Below are 18,342 nucleotides of genomic sequence, written 5' to 3'. Positions count from 1 at the left end.
CGCCCTTTCTTGTCAGAAAAAAATGCAACGAGACTCAAAAGGCTTTTCGTTTCTATCTGGGCTAAACATTTGTGTGAATTCAACATTATTTCTAGAAATCTAAGAAGTCTAAAAATCTAACCAATCTAAAATGAAATCCGACATCAATATACCAACCGTAGAAAATGTTTTCCTAGCCGCAATCCAAGAATGGAGCGATGACTTTATGGAAAAAATATGGAATATCTACCTTATAAATGATTCCGATTTTCAGCTTGATGGTGTCATGTTAGTCTCGAAAGCATTTGGAACTATTGATGGAGAAATGAAAAAAACTTCGTCACTTCGTCACGCTTTTGTAGAAGTTCCTCCAGTTTCGGTAAAAAAAGTCGAAATGATCGAAAAAAGTGTCCTCAGACTTAATAATGAGTTTATGGCAACTTACTTTATTGGGAATACTTTATACGACAAGAAATTTATTTTCAAAACTAATTTTGCAAACGATAATCCGTTAGAAGAAGTGCCAATTTTGTTTGTAGATGGTGTAATTGTGAGATAATCCCATTTTAGCTTTAAAAACACTGTCATATTTGTTGAGTACTTTGTCATTCCTCGTTCCTCGGAATGACAAAGTATGTGTTTGTTATTTCAGTAAATTCAATGATAAAACGGTATAAATCTGTTTTTACAGAACCATCAGATTACAACCACGAATATCTGAATTATCAAAACGTCCTAAAACCTCGAACGTATTATTTGAGTATTTCTTGCCCAAATCCTGAGTGGCAATAAACGAACAAGAATTTATATTGGCTAGATCAATTACATTAATACCACCAGTTTTTCCGGTTTCAACGTAAGTTAAAGCATCTTCTGTATCACGAACTAAGATTTGCATCCAATTAGGACATTCAAACACGCCGTTTCCAAGAGAATACGCTTGCGAAAGCAATTCGGTCATTCCGTATTCAGAATGTATCGCATTTATACCAAAACCATCGCAAAGTTGCTCGTGTAATTCTTCTCGAATCATTTCTTTGCGTTTGCCTTTCATACCACCAGTTTCCATGACAATGGTATTTTTTAGGTCAAATTTCTGTTTTTCAATCAAATCTAACAAAGCATAAGTTACACCAATAAGGATTACGTTTTGTCCTTCATTATCTAAAGCAATGAGTTTTTTAATTAAATCCTCGTGATTGTGCAGGTAAAAACCACTATCAGAATTGTTTGACAGCTTTATCAAATCATCGACCATATAAATTAGCGAAGAACCTTCGCGCTCTAAATACGATGGGAGCAATGCCAAAACTAAGTAATCTTCTATATTTCCGTAAAATTGCGAAAATGCATTGCGGTAACTGTCTTCATACAAAGAAACATCTGTAACTAAATGTTTGCTGGTAATCATTCCCGTAGTTCCACTACTGCTAAAAGTAGCTTCAATAGGATTTGAATTTGAAAGAACGGCATGACTTTTAAAAAACTGAATAGGCAAAAATGGAATTTGTTGTATCGTTTTTACTTTATGAACGTCGGTTTTTAGGTAATCACAAAATTCATGATATACCAAATTATTCTCGTATTGATAACGAAAAATTTTCAAAGCGATTTTTTCAAATTGCTTCTGATTTGAAATACTAAATATATCGGCTGAAGAAATCAAGTCTTTTTTTTACAAAAGTACATAAAATAAAAAAGCTCCAACATAAATTGGAGCTTTCTAATCTATTTAAAAAAGAATTAATCGATAACTAATTTTCTTGTAGCAGTTTTACCTTGTTCAGTAACTTTTACTACATAAACACCTTTACTTAAAGAAGCAACGTTTATTGGAGCATTAGTCACATTTGCAGAAAGAACTACTTTTCCTAAGACATTATAAATTGCTACAGTTTTTGATTCAAAACTATCAGAAGTAATGTTTAATAAGTTTTTAGCAGGATTTGGATATATATTTAAACCGTTAATATTTCCATACTCATTTCTAGATAAATTTTGAGGAGTTACATCTGCCCAAGTTTGTCCGATTCTAAATTCGTCAATTTCAACTTTTGGCGTAGCCGCAGTGTTTCTTAAGAAAACAGAAGCAAAAGTAGTAAATGTCCCTGTTCCTGAGTTATTACTTACTGATCCTACTGGTTCAGTTGCTCCAAAACTTGCAGAAGCAGGATTAACCCATAAAGATGCAACAGTTGGAATAGCAGCTCTATCATATTTAACAACAACTAAATAAGTGGTCCCATATGCTAGGTCTGTTGCAAAGTCAGTAAAAGTTGGAGTTCCTCCAGATATATTTTGTATACTTAACCTGAAGTTTGCACCAGCATTTGTTGAATAAACTCCAAGTCTAGCTCCCAACGTAGTTACACTAATACCTGCAGTGGCTCCAATTCCAGTAAAATAGTTTGGAGTGGTTGTGCTTAATTGAGAATTGTCTACAACATTTAGTAAAAGAGAATAATAGACTGTAGTTACAGAAGTAGTGATAGCTCTGTTAATATCTCTAGGCACAGTCGCATTTGAACCTGGTAATAAAACTCTATTTCCAGTAGAAACTTGAAGCCCTGTATAGTTTAAACTTCCAGAAACCAAATCAATAGTACCTGTGTTTCCCGAAGTATTACTATGTGTTATCCAGTTGTTTACTGCAATTCCGTCTAAGGGAGCAGTTACTCCAGAGTTTCCTCCTATGTTTCCTGGAACAGTATAATTAAAATCTTCATTTAAAATTGTTTGTCCAAAAGACAAAGTACAAGCTAATAAAGCTCCTAAAAAGTAAATTTTTTTCATTTTTCCTATTTTTTAAATTTGGACTACAAAGATACTAAGTAATTTCTTCAAGATAAAAGAAACGTATGTAAATAAAATATTAAATTTTAAATTTTAAAAATTAGCTAACAGTCAATTACTTGATTATTAGTTTTCTGGTGGCGCGTTGTTCGCCTTCCTTAATCTTTATTATGTAAACACCTGGGGAAAGTGAAGATACATTCAATTCTTTTGTAACAATTGTGATTTGCATTACACGTTTTCCTAGTACATCAAAAATCTCAACATCTTTAGGTTCGGTAGTTTTTGAGGTAATATATACACGCCCATTTCCTGTCGGATTGGGATATACATTTAGATTATCAAACTGTTGTTCTTGGGTTTTTGTTGCCAATGAAGACTGCTTTCCGTCTTGAGCTAAAGCGCTCAACGAAAACAAAAGACTAAAAAATGTAATATAAATGTAGTTTTTCTTCATCGAAATGTATAATAATGTAAAGATATAAAATTAATTCAAATAGTGCGCCAAAAAAACATCAATTATTTGTTAAGGTTTTATAGGGCTATGTTTTTGTTTTTTAAGATTTAAATTCGTTCTGTTTTTTGTTTATATTTGTTTAAACTAAAACAAAAAATATGTACGAATTTATTCAAAAATTTCACTCAGGATGGGCATATTTAGCCTTATTACTTCTAGTTGTAACGGTTGCAAATAGTACTTTAGGATTCTTATCTAAAAGAGAATTTTTCGCAAAAGACAAGAAAATTGCATTATTTGCTCTTATAGTGACGCACATACAACTTACCGTAGGGTTGGTTTTGTATTTTCTGTCGCCTTTGGGGTTGTCAGCTTTAGGCGAGATGAAAAACGCCGCTTTGAGACTAACCTCGTTAGAGCATCCATTAACTAATATAATAGCCATCGTACTAATCACGATAGGTTGGTCTAAACATAAAAAAGCATTAGAAGGTAAAAATAAGTTTAAAGCAATTACAATTTTTTATGGACTAGGATTGTTACTTATATTAAGTAAAATTCCGTGGTCATTGTGGTTCTAATAATTTAAAAAAGTCTTGTTTATTAAGACTTTTTTCTTTTTGGGTATGGTATTTGACAAGTGTGTAATAATAATTAATTAAAATTATGATGAAAGATAAATTTTTTCTGGTAATTACCACAACAATAGCAGCGATACTGATTTCTAATTTTTCGTTCAAAAAATTCGACAAGCAATCTTTTTCTACAAGACCAGTTCAGGATACTGTCAAGGTTGACACTGTAGCGATAGACAGTCTACTTATTGAAGGTGATTTTACTTATAAACTATATAAAAGAAAAGCCCACGCTTCTTATTATGCAAAAAAATTTCACGGAAAACGTACGGCAAGTGGCACCCGTTTCGATAATAATAAACTCACGGCAGCGCATAGAAAATTTGCTTTTGGAACCATCTTACGTATTACAAACGAGCGCAACGGAAAACATGTCATTGTTACAGTAACCGATCGTGGCCCTTTTGTAAGAGGTAGAGAAATAGACTTATCCCGACGTGCATTTATGCAAATAACATCTAATAAAGGCGGAGGAGAAACATCGGTAACTATCGAAGTGATGAAGAAAAAATAATTTTACCAACTCCCAAAAGGATTATTACTCAAATAGGCATTGTAATATCTGTTGTCGCCAGTAACTTCTTGACCCAGCCAATTTGGTTTTTCGAAACTTTCGTTTTCGGCAGATAATTCAATTTCAGCAACAACCAAACCGTTGTTTTCTCCAGCAAAAACGTCAACTTCATAGATGTGTTTTCCTGATGGAATTTCATGTCTAATTTTGTCAATTATACCATTTTCGCAAATAGACAATAATTTTTCGGCTTCTGCTAATGGGATTTCGGTTTCCCATTCTAATCTTGTTGTTCCTGAGTCGTTTCCTTTGCCTTTTATAGTCAAAAAACCTTTACTTCCTTTAATTCTTACACGAACTGTTCTCTCAGGATTAGAATTTAAGTAACCTTGTACGATTCTATTTTTGGCAACAGCCAAAGCAATAAAATCATTATTTAAAACTAAAAATTTACGTTCTATTTCTATCATTTTTTAGGAGCTATTTGCTTCGCCAGTTAGCTGACGCTCGTGCCCAGCTATTCGTTACAATCTTTTCCTTTTTAAAGAAAAAAGCAAAAGGATTTCCGTTGCAAACAACGTTCACTGAACTCCTATTAAAATAAATGTGTAGTGAAGTAATCTGGGCTATGGGTTTCAGGTGCCAAAGATATGATTTTTAAGAAACAAACTAAACCATTATTTTGGATTCCTGCCTTCGCGTGAAAGACAGTAATTTCGAAGAACATTCATAGCAAGAACTTTGTCTTTCCGCGAAGGCTGGAATCTATTTTTTAAAAACAAACTTTGTGAACCTCTGTGCTTTCTCTGTGAATCTCTGTGAAATAATTATAAATTTGTACCATGTCCGATAATCCACAACGAAAAATAATCCACATCGATATGGATGCATTTTATGCATCGGTCGAGCAAATGGACAATCCTGATCTAAAGGGAAAACCATTGGCTGTTGGTGGAAGCGAAATTCGTGGTGTTGTTTCGGCAGCAAGTTACGAAGCCCGAAAGTTTGGTGTTCGAAGTGCGATGAGCGGCGCACAAGCCAAGCGAAACTGTCCTGATTTAATTTTCGTTCCGCCACGTTTTGATAGATACCGAGAGATTTCTAAAAATATTCAAAAGATATTTTATGAATATACGGATTTGGTCGAACCCTTATCGCTCGACGAAGCTTACTTAGATGTTACCCAAAACAAAAAAGGAAATCCTAGCGCCACATTGATTGCACAAGAAATTAGAAAACGCATTTTCGAACAAGTTGGTCTAACGGCTTCGGCAGGAATATCGGCTAATAAATTTGTGGCAAAAATTGCTTCCGATTATAACAAACCCAACGGGCAAAAAACCATAAATCCAGAAGAAATCGAACCTTTTTTGGAAGCTTTAGATATCAAAAAATTCTACGGAATTGGGAAAGTAACTACCGAAAAAATGTACCAACACGGTATTTTTACAGGAAAAGATTTAAAAAGAAAAACTTCTGAATATCTCGAGGAGCATTTTGGCAAAAGTGGTGCTCAGTATTACAAGATCGTGCGTGGCATTCACAACAGTGAAGTAAAACCAAATCGAACTACAAAATCGGTCGCTGCCGAACATACTTTTGATACCAATCTTACTTCCGAAATATTTATGGCAGAACGATTGGAACGAATTGCTGCTGAACTCGAAAAAAGGCTTCAAAAGCACAAAATTGCAGGAAAAACCATTACATTAAAGATAAAATACTCTGATTTTACCCAACAAACCCGTAGTAAAACCTTACCTTATTTTGTGTCTGATAAAGGCATTATATTTGAAACGGTCAAAGAATTATTATACCAAGAACGTATGAAAGATTCGGTGCGATTACTCGGTATTTCTTTAGCTAATTTGAATACGGAAATTAAAAAAACCATAGTCGTTCAACTACGGTTTGAGTTTTGAATGAAAAACTATATAAATCTAAGTTTATTTTCTTTAGCTAAAATTGGACTAAATTATAACTTCTTTTTTTTAGATGTCAAATCATTATTAAACTTCAATTTTTCAAATTAAGTCTCATGACTCTAATTTCTTAAAACTGCAGTTTGTCCAGAATTTACTCTTTAATGCATCGAACTCCTGCACCCATATTTATATCGTTTTCTGAATAAATAATAGTGTTTTCATCGTTAACTAAGTTTACAACTGTTCTGCTAAAATTACCTAAATTTTTATTTGATGTAGCCCACGTACATATTATTTCACTTGCTATAGATGTTCCAAAAATATCTACATACCCATTTGGTAGGCCTTTAAAACCAATGGCATCGTTATCGTTACCAAATAGAGCACGATGCCATCCTGTTTTAGATTTTAAAGCTTTACCTTCACTGTCATTAAATCCATGTGTTTTTAGATAATTTTCTAAAATTCCGAAATCTTGTTTGTTTGGTATTCTCCATCCAGAAGGTGCCAGTTTCCCACTTTCTAATACATTATCATTATACATTGCACCATAGTAATCAAATGGTAAATCTTCGAGAAATACATTGTTTAAATCTTCTGTATTAGCCCACTGATAGTAAGCGGTACTATTCAAAGTGATTGGAAATTCATATTTAGGAATTGGCGTTCCGTCGTTATATTTAGTTGTTTTTAAGTTTTCTAACATCCATGTTTGGTTGCCTATTTTTAAAGTGTTGTAAGTATTACCATCACGATCAACCAATGTCCCATTAGGATTGTTTGTAACTGAATCTTCATTTTTTGAACAAGAAATGATAAATAAAAATAAAAGAGGGATTATTTTTTTCATTTTATATGTCTTAAAAGTTAATGTTTGTCAATATTTTAATGTTTGGCTGTTGTTGGGGATTTGTTTAACCAAAAATATCGATTTGAAACCGAACTTCCAAATACAAAAAAATCTTTAATTAAGTCCTAAATTATCATTTTTCCTAAAATTTGTTTCTAAAAAATCAAAAACCAAATCAAAGTGTTTTATTGATTCTGAATGACTACCATCAATAGGAATATGATTGAAATTATATTTAAAATTGAATGATTTTAATCTTGTAATCATTTTTTCGGCCATCGGTGTCGACGGACAAATTTCGTCTTTAGTTGCCGAAATCAAAAGAATTGGGCCTTGTATGTTTTCAATTTTTATCAACGCTTTATCTTCTGCAATAGTGTCTTTTAGCATTGCTTCAAAGGAGCCTCTTAAATTTCTTTTAATCAAAAATGGAACTGCTTCGTCATTTACAGGAATAAAAGGCAGTTCTTTTCCTTGAAATGTCCAACAAGAAGAATTAAATTCTCGAGTGTGTCCAGGAAAAACAGCATGACTTGAAACTAAACCTACCACACATTTTATGTCTTTGTAATAACTTCCGATTAACAGTGCTAAATCTGCACCGCGAGAACCACCAACAATGGCAATTTTCTTTTTATTTATTTTTTTGTTTTTTGAAGCTTCAAGTAGGGCATTGTGTACATCATCAATTGCAATTTTATTTAAAATAGCAGGAGTGTTTTTACAACCAAAATAACCAATTGCCAAAAAGGCATAACCTTTTTCTATAAACTGTTCTCGAGTTTTTTTCCAATAATCACTTGTCCAAGCATTTCCTCCTTCTGAGCCACCAAGCCCAACTATTAAAGGTTGTTTTTTGTTTTTTCCGAGATATAAAATGGCCTCAACATTTTTTGTTCTAATTGTATCTTGTGCATAAATAAAAATTGAACTAATTGTGAAAAGTACTACAAATAATAATTTTAAAATATTCATTTTTTAAAGTTTTAAAGTTTTCACAAAGTTGAAGCAAATAAACTTATTAACTTTTGATGTATATCAAAAAATCATCTTTCAGATCTAATTCTGCTCAGCGTTTCTTGGGTGATTCCTAAATAGGAAGCTATCATTCCTAGTGGAATTCTGTGATGAATGTCGTGATAAGTTTCAATAAAGTGGATGTATTTTTCTTTTGCAGTTGTAAATCGCATTGAAGTTATTCTTTCCATAAAGTGACCAAAAACTGTTCCCATTGATAATCTAGCATAGCGTTCCATTTCTGGAAAATGTTCAAATAAATACATTAAATCATTTACATCTAAACATAATGCATCAGTATCTTCTATAGCATCAATATAGTATATATCCAATGCTCTTGTTCTAAAACTTCTAGGCGAATTACTCCATTCTCCTTCTGCTGGAAAATATTCGCTAATTTCTTTTCCTTCTTTAATAAAATAAGTACGGAACAATCCTGTTTGGATAAAATAGGATTTTGTGCATATTTTGTCTGCGTTATGAACTATTTCGCCTTTCTTAAAAGAAACAAAACTTATCTTGTCAATTAGTGCAACTTTTAGTTCATCATTTAATTTGATGTACTTTTCAAAATGGTTGAATAATTTATCTTTTTGTTTGATGATCTTATTTTTAATATTGTTTTTTCGCAATTTTGGGGTAAGTCACTGTATTGAAAGTTGTTGAAGACTTTATGGTGCTTTACATAGGAATTCTTATTAGCTGTCGTTATTTTTTAAATTTCCGTTTTTTTATTAATTTTTCTTTTCCGTTTATAATTAAATACATTTTTGTCCACAAATCGTCTTTATTATAAATGTATCTAAACTTTTAATTTATATTTAGTAAGTTTTATTTTCTCATTCTCTAAATTTTGAGAAAAAGATAATTTAGAAAAAAGAATTAATAATACGATTTTTTTCCACTCGTGGCGGTTTGAGAACAGAGTTTTTTTCATTAGAAAAAACGAAGTTATGAAAACGGAACGAACAATTTACCAAAAAAACGGGCAAGAGTTCTAGCATGTGTTATAGGATGCCCTTTTATTTATTTACTAAATTGTTATTCTTCTTCTGTATTTTTTATTTTCATTAAAAGTGCATAAGCCCCTTTTATTACAATACTTGCGTCATTCAAATCGTCTGAAAGAATTTCAGTAAATTCATTTTCTGTATTTCCAACAGTTACTTCTTTCATTTCAAATTGTTTGTTTGCTTTGGCTAGAAAAACATAATTTTTGTTTTCAAAACTTACAATGGCATCTGAAGGTAATACATTAGATTGTTGACTTTTTATTTCTATTTCGGCATTCATATACATGCCTGGTAAAAGTGTTTTATCGTAGTTATTAAAATGACAGTGCATTTCTGTACTTCTATTTTCTGTAAAATCTTTGCCAATTAATATGATTTTACAAGGATATTTTTTTTCGGGATTGGTATTGGTGTAAGCCATTAAAGATTGACCAATTGACAATTTATTAATGTCTTTTTCAAACACGGTCAATGCTAAATGAATATCGGAAGGATTTACAATTTCAAATAAAATGTCGCTCGGGTTTACATATTTACCTGTGTTTACATTGACTTTAGAAATATAACCACTTATTGGCGAATACACATTGATGCTTTTCGAAATGCTGTTTACTGAAACATTATTTGGATTTATTCCTGCAAATTTCAATTTTTCGCCATAGGATTGTACCATTACAGCTAGTGAATTGTATTCGGATTGCGCTTGTTGATATACTTTATCGCTACTGGCTTTGCTTTGGTTGAGATCTTTTTGACGTTCAAATTCAGCTTTGGCATAACCAATTTTTGCCTTGGCTAAAAGGTAGTCTTCTTGTAATTGAATGTATTTTTGGTCTTCAACAATGCACAAAACTTGCCCTTTGGTTACATACATTCCCTCTAACAATTTGGTGCTTTTTAAATAACCACCCATTGGAACACTGATGGAAACCAAATTTTGTGGTGGTACATCTATTTTGCCGTTCAGTTTTAATGTGGCAGAAATTTCTTTTTGTTCGATTTTTCCTGTTTGAATACCAGCATTTTTTATTTGTGCATCGGTAAGTGTTGTTGTGTTTTCTATAGTTGCGTTTTCGGTTGTTTCTTCGTCGGATTTTTTGTTTCCACAAGAAAAAAGAACAAAGAGCAAAGAAAATAGAAAAGAGAAAATGACGATATTCACTTTAATTTTATTATTTTCTTGTATTGATTGTTTTATATTGATCATTTTATTTTGATGTTAAGTTCATTAAATTAATTATGGTTTCATTTCCCTTTCTAACGGCTTCAATATAATTATTTTGGATTTCTGTGTTTTGATTGATAAGCATAACCCATTCTAAATAATTAATGTCGCCATTGATGAATTTTTTATTAGCTGCGTTGGTTACTAAATCTACGTTTTTTAATGCTTTTGTTTCGTAATAGTCAATAATTGCTTTTTGGTTTTTATACTTTTGAAGCAATTCTTGATACTGTGTTTGCAGTTTTAGTTTTTCGTTATTCAAATCATTTTCGGCGATTTGAGTATTGATTTCTAATGCTTTTTTCTTGTTGTTAAAAGATGAATTGAATAGGGGTAAAGCAACACCAAACTGTCCGTAAACACCGTTGTAACTGTCTTGAAAATTAGTATTTGCTTTGAATGTTTGCCAATACACACCACCAATGAGTTCAGGCATTTTTTTTGATTTTTCTAATGCAATTTCGGCTTTATTAATGGTTACTTCTTGCTCGAATAATTTAATACTTGGGTAATTTATAATTGTGTTATTTGCTAATTTTTCGTCAAAAGTCATTTTAAATTTATCGGAAAACGGCACAAAATCTTTATCGTCATTCAAAAGATATTTGAATTGTGTTTGAAGTGTTTTATAATCGCTTTGTACTTCTTGTAATTGTATTTTGATTTGCCCCGATTGGTTTTCGGCAGTTGCTTTTTCTAAAATATTGCTTTCGCCTTTGTCAAAACGAAGTGTCGATTTTCTTAAAAATTCAGCATAAATACTATCGCTTTTTTGCAATAGTTTTTCATTTTCTTTCAAATAAACCATTTCATAAAACACCGTTGTAACCTGTTTGGTCAATTCCTTTCTTTGCAATTCCTCATTCCATTCGCCTGTTTTGGCATGTGCTACTAAAAGTTGCTTTTGTCTTTTGTAAACCGTTGGGAACTTGATACTTTGCGAAACACCCACTTTTAGATCATTCGCATTACTGTTAAACTGACCGTATTCGCTAATAATTCCTGTGTTAGGAATATCATAACCAGTTTTGGTCATTTTTTGTAAATAGTCTGAGTTGAGTTTTTGGGTTTTAACTTCCAAATTATTTTGTAATGCAGTTTCAATGGCTTTATCCAAAGAGATTTTTTCCTGTGCGTTGGTATTTTGAAAAGAAAAAAATATTCCCAATACAATGATTGTTGCTATTGAATTTTTCTTTCTTGGTTTTAATTTAATTCCTTTTTCAAACATTATATATAAAATTGGTAAGACAAATAAAGTTAAGAATGTAGCAATAATTAATCCACCAATAACTACTGTTGCTAATGGTTTTTGAACTTCTGCACCCGAACCGTTGCTTAATGCCATTGGCAAAAATCCTAATGATGCCACAAGCGCAGTCATTAAAACGGGTCGCAAACGTATTCTTGTTCCTTGAAGAACAATTGTTTTTAAATCGGTTTCGCCTGATTTTTTTATGCGGTTGAATTCGGCTATTAATACCAAACCATTGAGAACTGCTACACCAAATAAAGCAATAAAACCAACACCTGCGCTGATGCTAAAAGGCATTCCTCGCAATGCTAAAAAGAATATTCCACCTATCATTGATAACGGAATTGCGGAATAAATCAACAATCCTTGTTTTACTGATTTGAAAGCAAAAAACAATAAAATAAAAATGAGGATTAATGAAATAGGAACTGCAATTAATAATCGTTGTTTAGCTGCGTTTAAGTTTTCAAATGCACCGCCATAAGTAGGATAATAACCTGCTGGAAACTTGATTTTTGTTCTTACTTTGTCTTGCAATTCTTTGACGATACTTTGTACATCACGACTACGAACATTAAAACCAACTACAATTCTACGTTTTGCATCTTCACGTTGAATTTGATTTGGACCTTCTGTATTTTCTACTTTTGCCAATTGTGATAATGGAATTTGAGAACCATTTGGCGTTGGAATTAATAAATTTTGAACATCGGCTAAATCTTTTCTTTTTTCACCAGCCAAACGAACGACTAAATCAAATCGTTTTTCACCTTCATAAACTAATCCTGTACTTTGTCCTGCAAACGCTGTGTTTACTATTTTATTAATGTCTTCGATGTTCAAATTATACTGAGCAATTGCTGGGCGATTATAATTAATTACAATTTGTGGCATTCCTGTAACAGTTTCTACATATAGGTCGGAAGTGCCTTCAACAGTATTTACAATTTTCCCTAATTTGTTGGCATATAATGCTAAAGTATCGAGGTTTTCTCCAAATATTTTGCAAACAACGTCTTGTCTTGCTCCTGTCATTAACTCATTAAAACGCATTTGAACCGGATATTGAAAACCGTAAGAAACACCTGGAACGGCTTCGAGTTCCTTTGCCATTTTTTCGGATAGTTCATCGAAAGTGGATGCTGATGTCCATTCGGATTTGTCTTTTAAAATAACCATCATATCACTAGCATCAATAGGCATTGGGTCGGTTGGTACTTCGGAACTTCCTGTTTTGCCAACCACTTTTTCTACTTCTGGGAATTTTTCTAATAATATTTTAGCACCTTGTGAAATAGCCGTCATTGAGGTTTGTAAATTACTTCCTGGTAACACTCGGGTTTCTACTGCAAAATCTCCTTCCTCTAATGATGGCATAAATTCGCCACCCATAAAAGACAGTGTAATGATGGCTAAAACAAATAATGCTAATGTAGTTCCGATTATTTTTCTTGGCATTGCTAATGCTTTTTCTAAAATTGGCTGATAGAAATTTTCTAATCTTGCCATCATTCTATTCGAAAAGTTTTGTTCATGTGTTACTTTTTTATTCAAAAATAAAGCCGTCATCATAGGAATATAAGTCAATGACAAAACAAAAGCACCAAACAAAGCAAAAGCGATTGTTTGTGCCATTGGCAAAAACATTTTTCCTTCAATACCTCGTAAGGTGAAGATTGGAATGTAAACAATCAAGATAATTAACTCGCCAAAAACGGCAACATTTCTCATTCTTACTGAAGTTTCTAAAACAACACCGTCCATTTGGTTTTGCGTAATTTCTCCTTGCTTTCGACTGTGTAAACTGAATAAACAAGCTTCGACAATAATTACCGCACCATCTACAATAAGTCCAAAATCTAATGCGCCTAAACTCATTAAATTTCCGCTTACGCCAAAAATATTCATAAGAATTACAGCAAATAACATTGCTAACGGAATAACCGAAGCCACAATTAATCCAGCTCTTATATTTCCTAAAAAAAAGATTAATACTAAAAGTACAATTATAGCACCTTCAATTAAGTTTTTGCCAACGGTAGAAATTGAATTATTGACCATTTTTGTTCTGTCTAAAAATGGTTCTACGATAACACCTTCGGGCAATGTTTTTTGAATTTGTGCAATTCGTTCTTTAATGTTTTTGATAACAATATTACTGTTTGCACCCTTTAACATCATTACTACTGCCCCTGAAACTTCGCCAGATTGAACGCCTCTTTTGTTAAAAGTCATTGCGCCATAGCGAATGGCGCTACCAATACGAACATCGGCAACATCACGAATGAACAAAGGACTTCCACTATTGGTATTTTTAATAGAAATGTCTTTTATGTTTTCGATTGTGTTGATTAATCCTTCGCTTCGGATATATAAAACAGTTGGACCTTTTTCTATGTAAGCGCCACCTGTATTTTGATTGTTTTTTTCCAGAGCTGTGAATACATCTGCAATCGTAATATTATAGGATTGTAGTTTATTTGGGTCTATAGCAATTTCAAACTGCTTTAGTTTACCACCAAAACTGCTGACTTCTGCAACACCTTCCACTCCTAATAATTGACGGCGAACAATCCAATCTTGTATGGTTCTTAATTCGGTAACATCGTATTTTTTTTCAAATCCTGCTTTTGCTCGAACCACATATTGATAGATTTCTCCCAGGCCTGTGGTTACTGGAGAAAGAAATGGGTCGCCAATGCCATTTGGAATTTGGTCTTTTACAGCACTTAACCTTTCGGTTACTTGTTGTCTTGCCCAATACACATCGGTTGCATCATCAAAAACAATCGTTACCACCGATAAGCCAAAACGAGAGAAACTACGGATTTCTTTCAGTCCCGGGATATTACTATTGGCTTGTTCGATTGGAAAGGTTATTAATCTTTCAATATCGGTTGCGCCCAAAGATGGTGCAGAAGTGATTACCTGTACTTGGTTGTCCGTAATATCAGGAACGGCATCAATGGGTAATTTGGTAAATTGATAGATGCCATAACCAATAAGAGCAACAGTAAGTAAACCAATTATTAGTTTATTTTTTATAGAAAATTCTATGATTTTATTCAGCATAAATTTGAAATTAATGAAATTGATAAAAGCACTATTCACTACAAATAAATAGCAAATAGCATTTTAATATCTAATCAAAAATGGTTTTGAATATTTTTAATTAAGTATTATAAAAAAAATCATTAACTCAATTTGGGAGGAAGTCAAATGCAGGCAAAGACATCGGAAGTGTAAAATTCTCGGTGGTAAGGAACAGTATTGTTTATAGCAATACTGATTGGTTTTCTGAATGAAATGGTTGGTTGGTTTTCAAAAGCAATAACCGTATTTACGTTTGTATTGATTGTTTTGAAAGGTAAGTTTTGATGCTCGTCATGTTTGTCAGTATCCGAATGTTTATTGTTGTCATTGTAATGACTTTTTACAAAATCAAGAAATGAAATGCTGAGCTCGTCTTCGTGGTCGTGGTGTTCAAAATAGTGATGTATTAACGTTGGAATTTTCAATAATTGTCCTATTTCTGTATTGGCACACAGGAATACAAATAGAAACGATATTGCAATTATTTTTTTCACGCTCGTAAAAATAAGATTTTATATTACAAAACGAAAGTTTTATACTCACATTTTCAAAAATGAGATTGTTTTTTTTAGTATATATTTGAGCGGTTAGTTCCGCTCAAGGGTGTTTTATAGCGTCCCACTACCACAGCGGATTTAGGGCCTAAATTTAGTCCTATTTTCGGATTTGCCAAATCATCCAAATGCCAAACCATCTTTAAAGTTTGGTTAAAACCAAAATTGCGTCAAACTGCTGTTGTAGGCTGTTTTTCTGTCTAATGCTTTAATTCATTTAACAAATCTTCTATTTGTTTTAATGAATTCGTGTAATGTTTTGCTACCCATTTAGAGTAAAACAACAAGAAAATATAACCTAATGAAAAAGAAAGAATCCAGAAATACTTGCTTTTAGTAATATCATTTTCTCCAAAAAGTTTAGAAAGTAAAACAATTACAGTCACTAATAATAAATAAGATAACGTACTATTTATCTTAAACAATTTATGAAAGCGATTTTTTTGAGTCGCAAAATCTTTTAACGTTTCTGAATAAGGTTTATTTAAATCTCCAATAGTATTGAATTGTAAAAGACTCATTAAACTAATTCCAGGTAATATCACCAAGATTATAATTGCTAAAACACCTGTGCCTTTCAAGAGATTTGTATCTAATTTATCAAAATGTAATCCAATATAAATTGCGGCAAGAATACAAATTAAAATCCCTATGATTTCTGGATAAATAATTTTTTTTAAACCTGTTTTGTATTTAGATTTGGTAATTTGGTCAATCATTTTGTTATCTATTCTTACTTGGTTTGATGCTTCGCTCCAAGATTTTTTTAAATCATCTAATTCCATAATCATCCTGTTTTTTTATTTTTTTTTTTAACTTTTCTTTAATTCGTGCTATTTTTGTTCCAACATTACTTTCAGATATTCCGATAATTTCTGCAATTTCCTGATAACTTTTGTCTTCCAAATAAAGCATTACAATTCCTTTATCTAATAAGTTTAAATTGTCTATATGTTGCTTCAATAGGTTTAATTTTTCCTCAAAATGATGGTTTTCATCCTGATTAAACTCTATATCTTTTGATTCTATTGGTACTGTTGTTACTTTCCTTTTTGCTACTTTTAAATTATATATTGCAACATTCATAGCCACTCTATACATCCAAGTGCTAAAACTCGATTTTTGATTAAAACTGTAATATGATTTCCATAGATTATAAATAATTTCCTGTATTAAATCATTTCTATCATCAATAGTATCTGTATAGAATGAAGATATTTTATATAGTATACCTTCATTAGTTTTTATGGCAGTTGTAAATTTTTCTTTTTTATCCATTAAATTCTCTTAAATTAGTTAGTATCAAAATTACTTACTATGAGCCAATATCCAATCTGATAATTGTTTTAAAACAAATGGAGCTATTGTTTGATCTATAGTACTGTATTCATTCATTTCACCTGTTTCGCATTCTTGAAATAAATGATTAAGATTTGGAATTTCATTTACAGTAAAATCTTTGTTATTTGCTTTGGTTAAGGCGTTTCTGATTCCTTCTTGATTGATTTTTGGTTCAACCTGCGTGTCTTTGCTTCCATTTAAAGCAAGGACAGGGCAAGTGATTTTTTCGAGTTTATTTGCAGGATTGTAATTGTAAAAATACCTGTTCCAAGGAGTGGTTCTTATTTCTATTAAATTTGAAATAATTGTTTCAATTTTTGAGTCAGAATTAATTATTGGTTTAAGCATCGGAACAATTGCTTCATTATAATGAATTCTTAATTCTTTTTTAATTTCAGTTAGATCTTTATCTGCAGCAGCTATTTTAATCGCTTTTTTAATTGCCAATTCATAGGCAACTTCATCTTGTACAGGAAAACCTCTTGTTTTTTTTGCAAGGAACAAGGAAACATCGCTTCCAGAGATTCCTGAACCTCCCAGCATAATAATAAAAGCGACGTTCTTGTTAAGATTGGATACCATTGGGGCAATAATAGCACCTTCGCTATGTCCTATTAAACCAATTTTACCTACATTTTTTCTTGATTTTAAATAATCAATAGCACTCAATACATCTGATGCTAAATCTTTGGTGGTTGCTAAACTATGGTCTCCAGTAGATTTTCCAAAACCTCTATCATCATAACGAAGTACACCAATTCCTTGTTTGGTTAAGTAATCCGAAAGCACCAAAAATGGTTTGTGTTCATAAAAAGTTTCATCTCTATCTTGCGGTCCACTGCCACTAATTAATATTACGATGGGATATTTACCAGTTTTGCTAGGAAGTGTAAGTGTTCCTGATAAAGTTATGTTTGCTTCTTTATTGTAAAATGTTATTTCTTCTTCTATATATGGATATGGTTTTACTGGTTCTTGAGGTCTTTTAAAAGTATGTTCAGTTTCAATTTGCACCTTTTTTAGAACCAATGGCAAAGCATTTAATCCTTCTGTAAATGTTCCTTCTATTTGTGATAAATCTTTATTGAAATTGCCTTGGTATCTAAACCCTAAATTAGATCCATCCACAACTAGCACTGCTTTTGAAAAAACAGTTTCTTTAGGTTTAAGATTTGTAGTCCTCATCGCAGGAATATCTATTATTGTAGAATATTTTTCGCCGATTTTTTCAAAAGTAAAATTAAAAACGACTGGTTCGCTTTTTCCGCTTTCAATAATTCCACTCCATTTACCTGAAATATCTTGTGCATAAGTGGTAATAGAAAAAAGCAGAATTAAATGTGTGATAATTTGTTTCATTTTTCAAAGTTTAATTTTTGTTGAACAATTAACTTCATTGTTGAAGTCATTATCCTATTAGTGTATTAAAAATTAAAAAAATCACAGTTTTAGACTGCCCCCAAAAGTTTAGATACTATTTGGGGGTATTTTTATGGAAAGAAAAGTCAAATATGATTATACATTTAAACTTGAATGTGTAAAATTAGTATTAGAGAAGCATTATTCTTGTAACTATGTTAGTCTTGAGAAAGGTCTATAAAACCCAACCCACTTACGAATGTTAGATTCATTTAGACCTTTCTCAAGACTAACATAGTTACAAGAATAATGCTTCTCTAATACTAATTTTA

17 protein-coding genes are annotated in these 18,342 nt (G+C 31.9%); 4 read left to right on the top strand and 13 right to left on the bottom strand.

Going from position 1 to position 18,342, the window contains the following annotated elements; translation table 11 throughout:
- Nucleotides 1-130: 130 nt before the first annotated feature.
- Nucleotides 131-538, top strand: coding sequence for a hypothetical protein (locus tag ACH2BP_RS09010; protein ID WP_395059105.1), 408 nt, complete (start codon nucleotides 131-133; stop codon nucleotides 536-538).
- 126 nt (nucleotides 539-664) lie between these two features.
- Here the strand turns inward: ACH2BP_RS09010 and ACH2BP_RS09005 are convergent, their stop codons facing one another.
- The 3 genes from ACH2BP_RS09005 to ACH2BP_RS08995 form a co-directional block, all read right to left on the bottom strand.
- Complete coding sequence (locus ACH2BP_RS09005; RefSeq protein ID WP_395059103.1) at nucleotides 665-1,645, bottom strand: acyl transferase; 981 nt, start codon at nucleotides 1,643-1,645, stop codon at nucleotides 665-667.
- Nucleotides 1,646-1,722: 77 nt separating this feature from the next.
- The gene (locus tag ACH2BP_RS09000; RefSeq protein WP_395059101.1) at nucleotides 1,723-2,772 is read right to left on the bottom strand and encodes a T9SS type A sorting domain-containing protein; all 1,050 of its coding nucleotides are present in this window, start codon (nucleotides 2,770-2,772) and stop codon (nucleotides 1,723-1,725) included.
- A gap of 115 nt (nucleotides 2,773-2,887) precedes the next feature.
- Nucleotides 2,888-3,229, bottom strand: coding sequence for a T9SS type A sorting domain-containing protein (locus tag ACH2BP_RS08995; RefSeq protein WP_395059099.1), 342 nt, complete (start codon nucleotides 3,227-3,229; stop codon nucleotides 2,888-2,890).
- A gap of 158 nt (nucleotides 3,230-3,387) precedes the next feature.
- On the opposite strand from ACH2BP_RS08995, the gene ACH2BP_RS08990 reads away from it, so the two are divergent.
- On the top strand, nucleotides 3,388-3,810 hold the full coding sequence (locus ACH2BP_RS08990; RefSeq protein ID WP_395059097.1) for a hypothetical protein: 423 nt from the start codon (nucleotides 3,388-3,390) through the stop codon (nucleotides 3,808-3,810).
- An 85-nt stretch (nucleotides 3,811-3,895) separates the two neighbouring features.
- On the top strand, nucleotides 3,896-4,378 hold the full coding sequence (locus ACH2BP_RS08985) for a septal ring lytic transglycosylase RlpA family protein (protein ID WP_395059095.1): 483 nt from the start codon (nucleotides 3,896-3,898) through the stop codon (nucleotides 4,376-4,378).
- A 2-nt stretch (nucleotides 4,379-4,380) separates the two neighbouring features.
- On the opposite strand, the gene ACH2BP_RS08980 is transcribed toward ACH2BP_RS08985, so the two are convergent.
- Entirely contained in the window at nucleotides 4,381-4,848 is a 468-nt protein-coding gene (locus tag ACH2BP_RS08980) for a CYTH domain-containing protein (RefSeq protein ID WP_395059093.1), read from the bottom strand.
- Between the two features lie 372 nt (nucleotides 4,849-5,220).
- Between ACH2BP_RS08980 and dinB the strand changes: the two genes are divergently transcribed.
- Nucleotides 5,221-6,300 (top strand): DNA polymerase IV, encoded by a 1,080-nt coding sequence (gene dinB / locus ACH2BP_RS08975; protein ID WP_395059091.1) that lies wholly within the window; start codon nucleotides 5,221-5,223, stop codon nucleotides 6,298-6,300.
- Between the two features lie 154 nt (nucleotides 6,301-6,454).
- On the opposite strand, the gene ACH2BP_RS08970 is transcribed toward dinB, so the two are convergent.
- The 9 genes from ACH2BP_RS08970 to ACH2BP_RS08930 form a co-directional block, all read right to left on the bottom strand.
- Entirely contained in the window at nucleotides 6,455-7,153 is a 699-nt protein-coding gene (locus tag ACH2BP_RS08970) for an FISUMP domain-containing protein (protein WP_395059089.1), read from the bottom strand.
- Nucleotides 7,154-7,267: 114 nt separating this feature from the next.
- Nucleotides 7,268-8,128, bottom strand: a complete 861-nt coding sequence (locus ACH2BP_RS08965; RefSeq protein WP_395059087.1) for an acyl-CoA thioester hydrolase/BAAT C-terminal domain-containing protein — start codon at nucleotides 8,126-8,128, stop codon at nucleotides 7,268-7,270.
- A 71-nt stretch (nucleotides 8,129-8,199) separates the two neighbouring features.
- Nucleotides 8,200-8,802 (bottom strand): Crp/Fnr family transcriptional regulator, encoded by a 603-nt coding sequence (locus ACH2BP_RS08960; protein WP_395059085.1) that lies wholly within the window; start codon nucleotides 8,800-8,802, stop codon nucleotides 8,200-8,202.
- A gap of 409 nt (nucleotides 8,803-9,211) precedes the next feature.
- Nucleotides 9,212-10,390, bottom strand: a complete 1,179-nt coding sequence (locus ACH2BP_RS08955) for an efflux RND transporter periplasmic adaptor subunit (RefSeq protein ID WP_395059083.1) — start codon at nucleotides 10,388-10,390, stop codon at nucleotides 9,212-9,214.
- A 1-nt stretch (nucleotide 10,391) separates the two neighbouring features.
- Nucleotides 10,392-14,735: a CusA/CzcA family heavy metal efflux RND transporter gene (locus tag ACH2BP_RS08950; protein WP_395059081.1), complete on the bottom strand. Its 4,344-nt coding sequence runs from the start codon at nucleotides 14,733-14,735 to the stop codon at nucleotides 10,392-10,394.
- A 143-nt stretch (nucleotides 14,736-14,878) separates the two neighbouring features.
- Nucleotides 14,879-15,250 (bottom strand): hypothetical protein, encoded by a 372-nt coding sequence (locus ACH2BP_RS08945; RefSeq protein ID WP_395059079.1) that lies wholly within the window; start codon nucleotides 15,248-15,250, stop codon nucleotides 14,879-14,881.
- A 260-nt stretch (nucleotides 15,251-15,510) separates the two neighbouring features.
- Nucleotides 15,511-16,095: a hypothetical protein gene (locus ACH2BP_RS08940; protein WP_395059077.1), complete on the bottom strand. Its 585-nt coding sequence runs from the start codon at nucleotides 16,093-16,095 to the stop codon at nucleotides 15,511-15,513.
- Nucleotides 16,082-16,588: an RNA polymerase sigma factor gene (locus tag ACH2BP_RS08935; RefSeq protein ID WP_395059075.1), complete on the bottom strand. Its 507-nt coding sequence runs from the start codon at nucleotides 16,586-16,588 to the stop codon at nucleotides 16,082-16,084. The genes ACH2BP_RS08940 and ACH2BP_RS08935 overlap by 14 nt, the downstream gene beginning before the upstream one ends.
- A gap of 30 nt (nucleotides 16,589-16,618) precedes the next feature.
- Nucleotides 16,619-18,010: an alpha/beta hydrolase family protein gene (locus ACH2BP_RS08930; protein WP_395059073.1), complete on the bottom strand. Its 1,392-nt coding sequence runs from the start codon at nucleotides 18,008-18,010 to the stop codon at nucleotides 16,619-16,621.
- Between the last annotated feature and the right edge of the window lie 332 nt (nucleotides 18,011-18,342).

Source organism: Flavobacterium sp. (assembly GCF_043756175.1).
Classification (GTDB): domain Bacteria; phylum Bacteroidota; class Bacteroidia; order Flavobacteriales; family Flavobacteriaceae; genus Flavobacterium.
The sequence above is the reverse complement of the archived record's forward strand: the minus strand, read 5'-3'. Positions and strand labels throughout refer to the sequence as shown.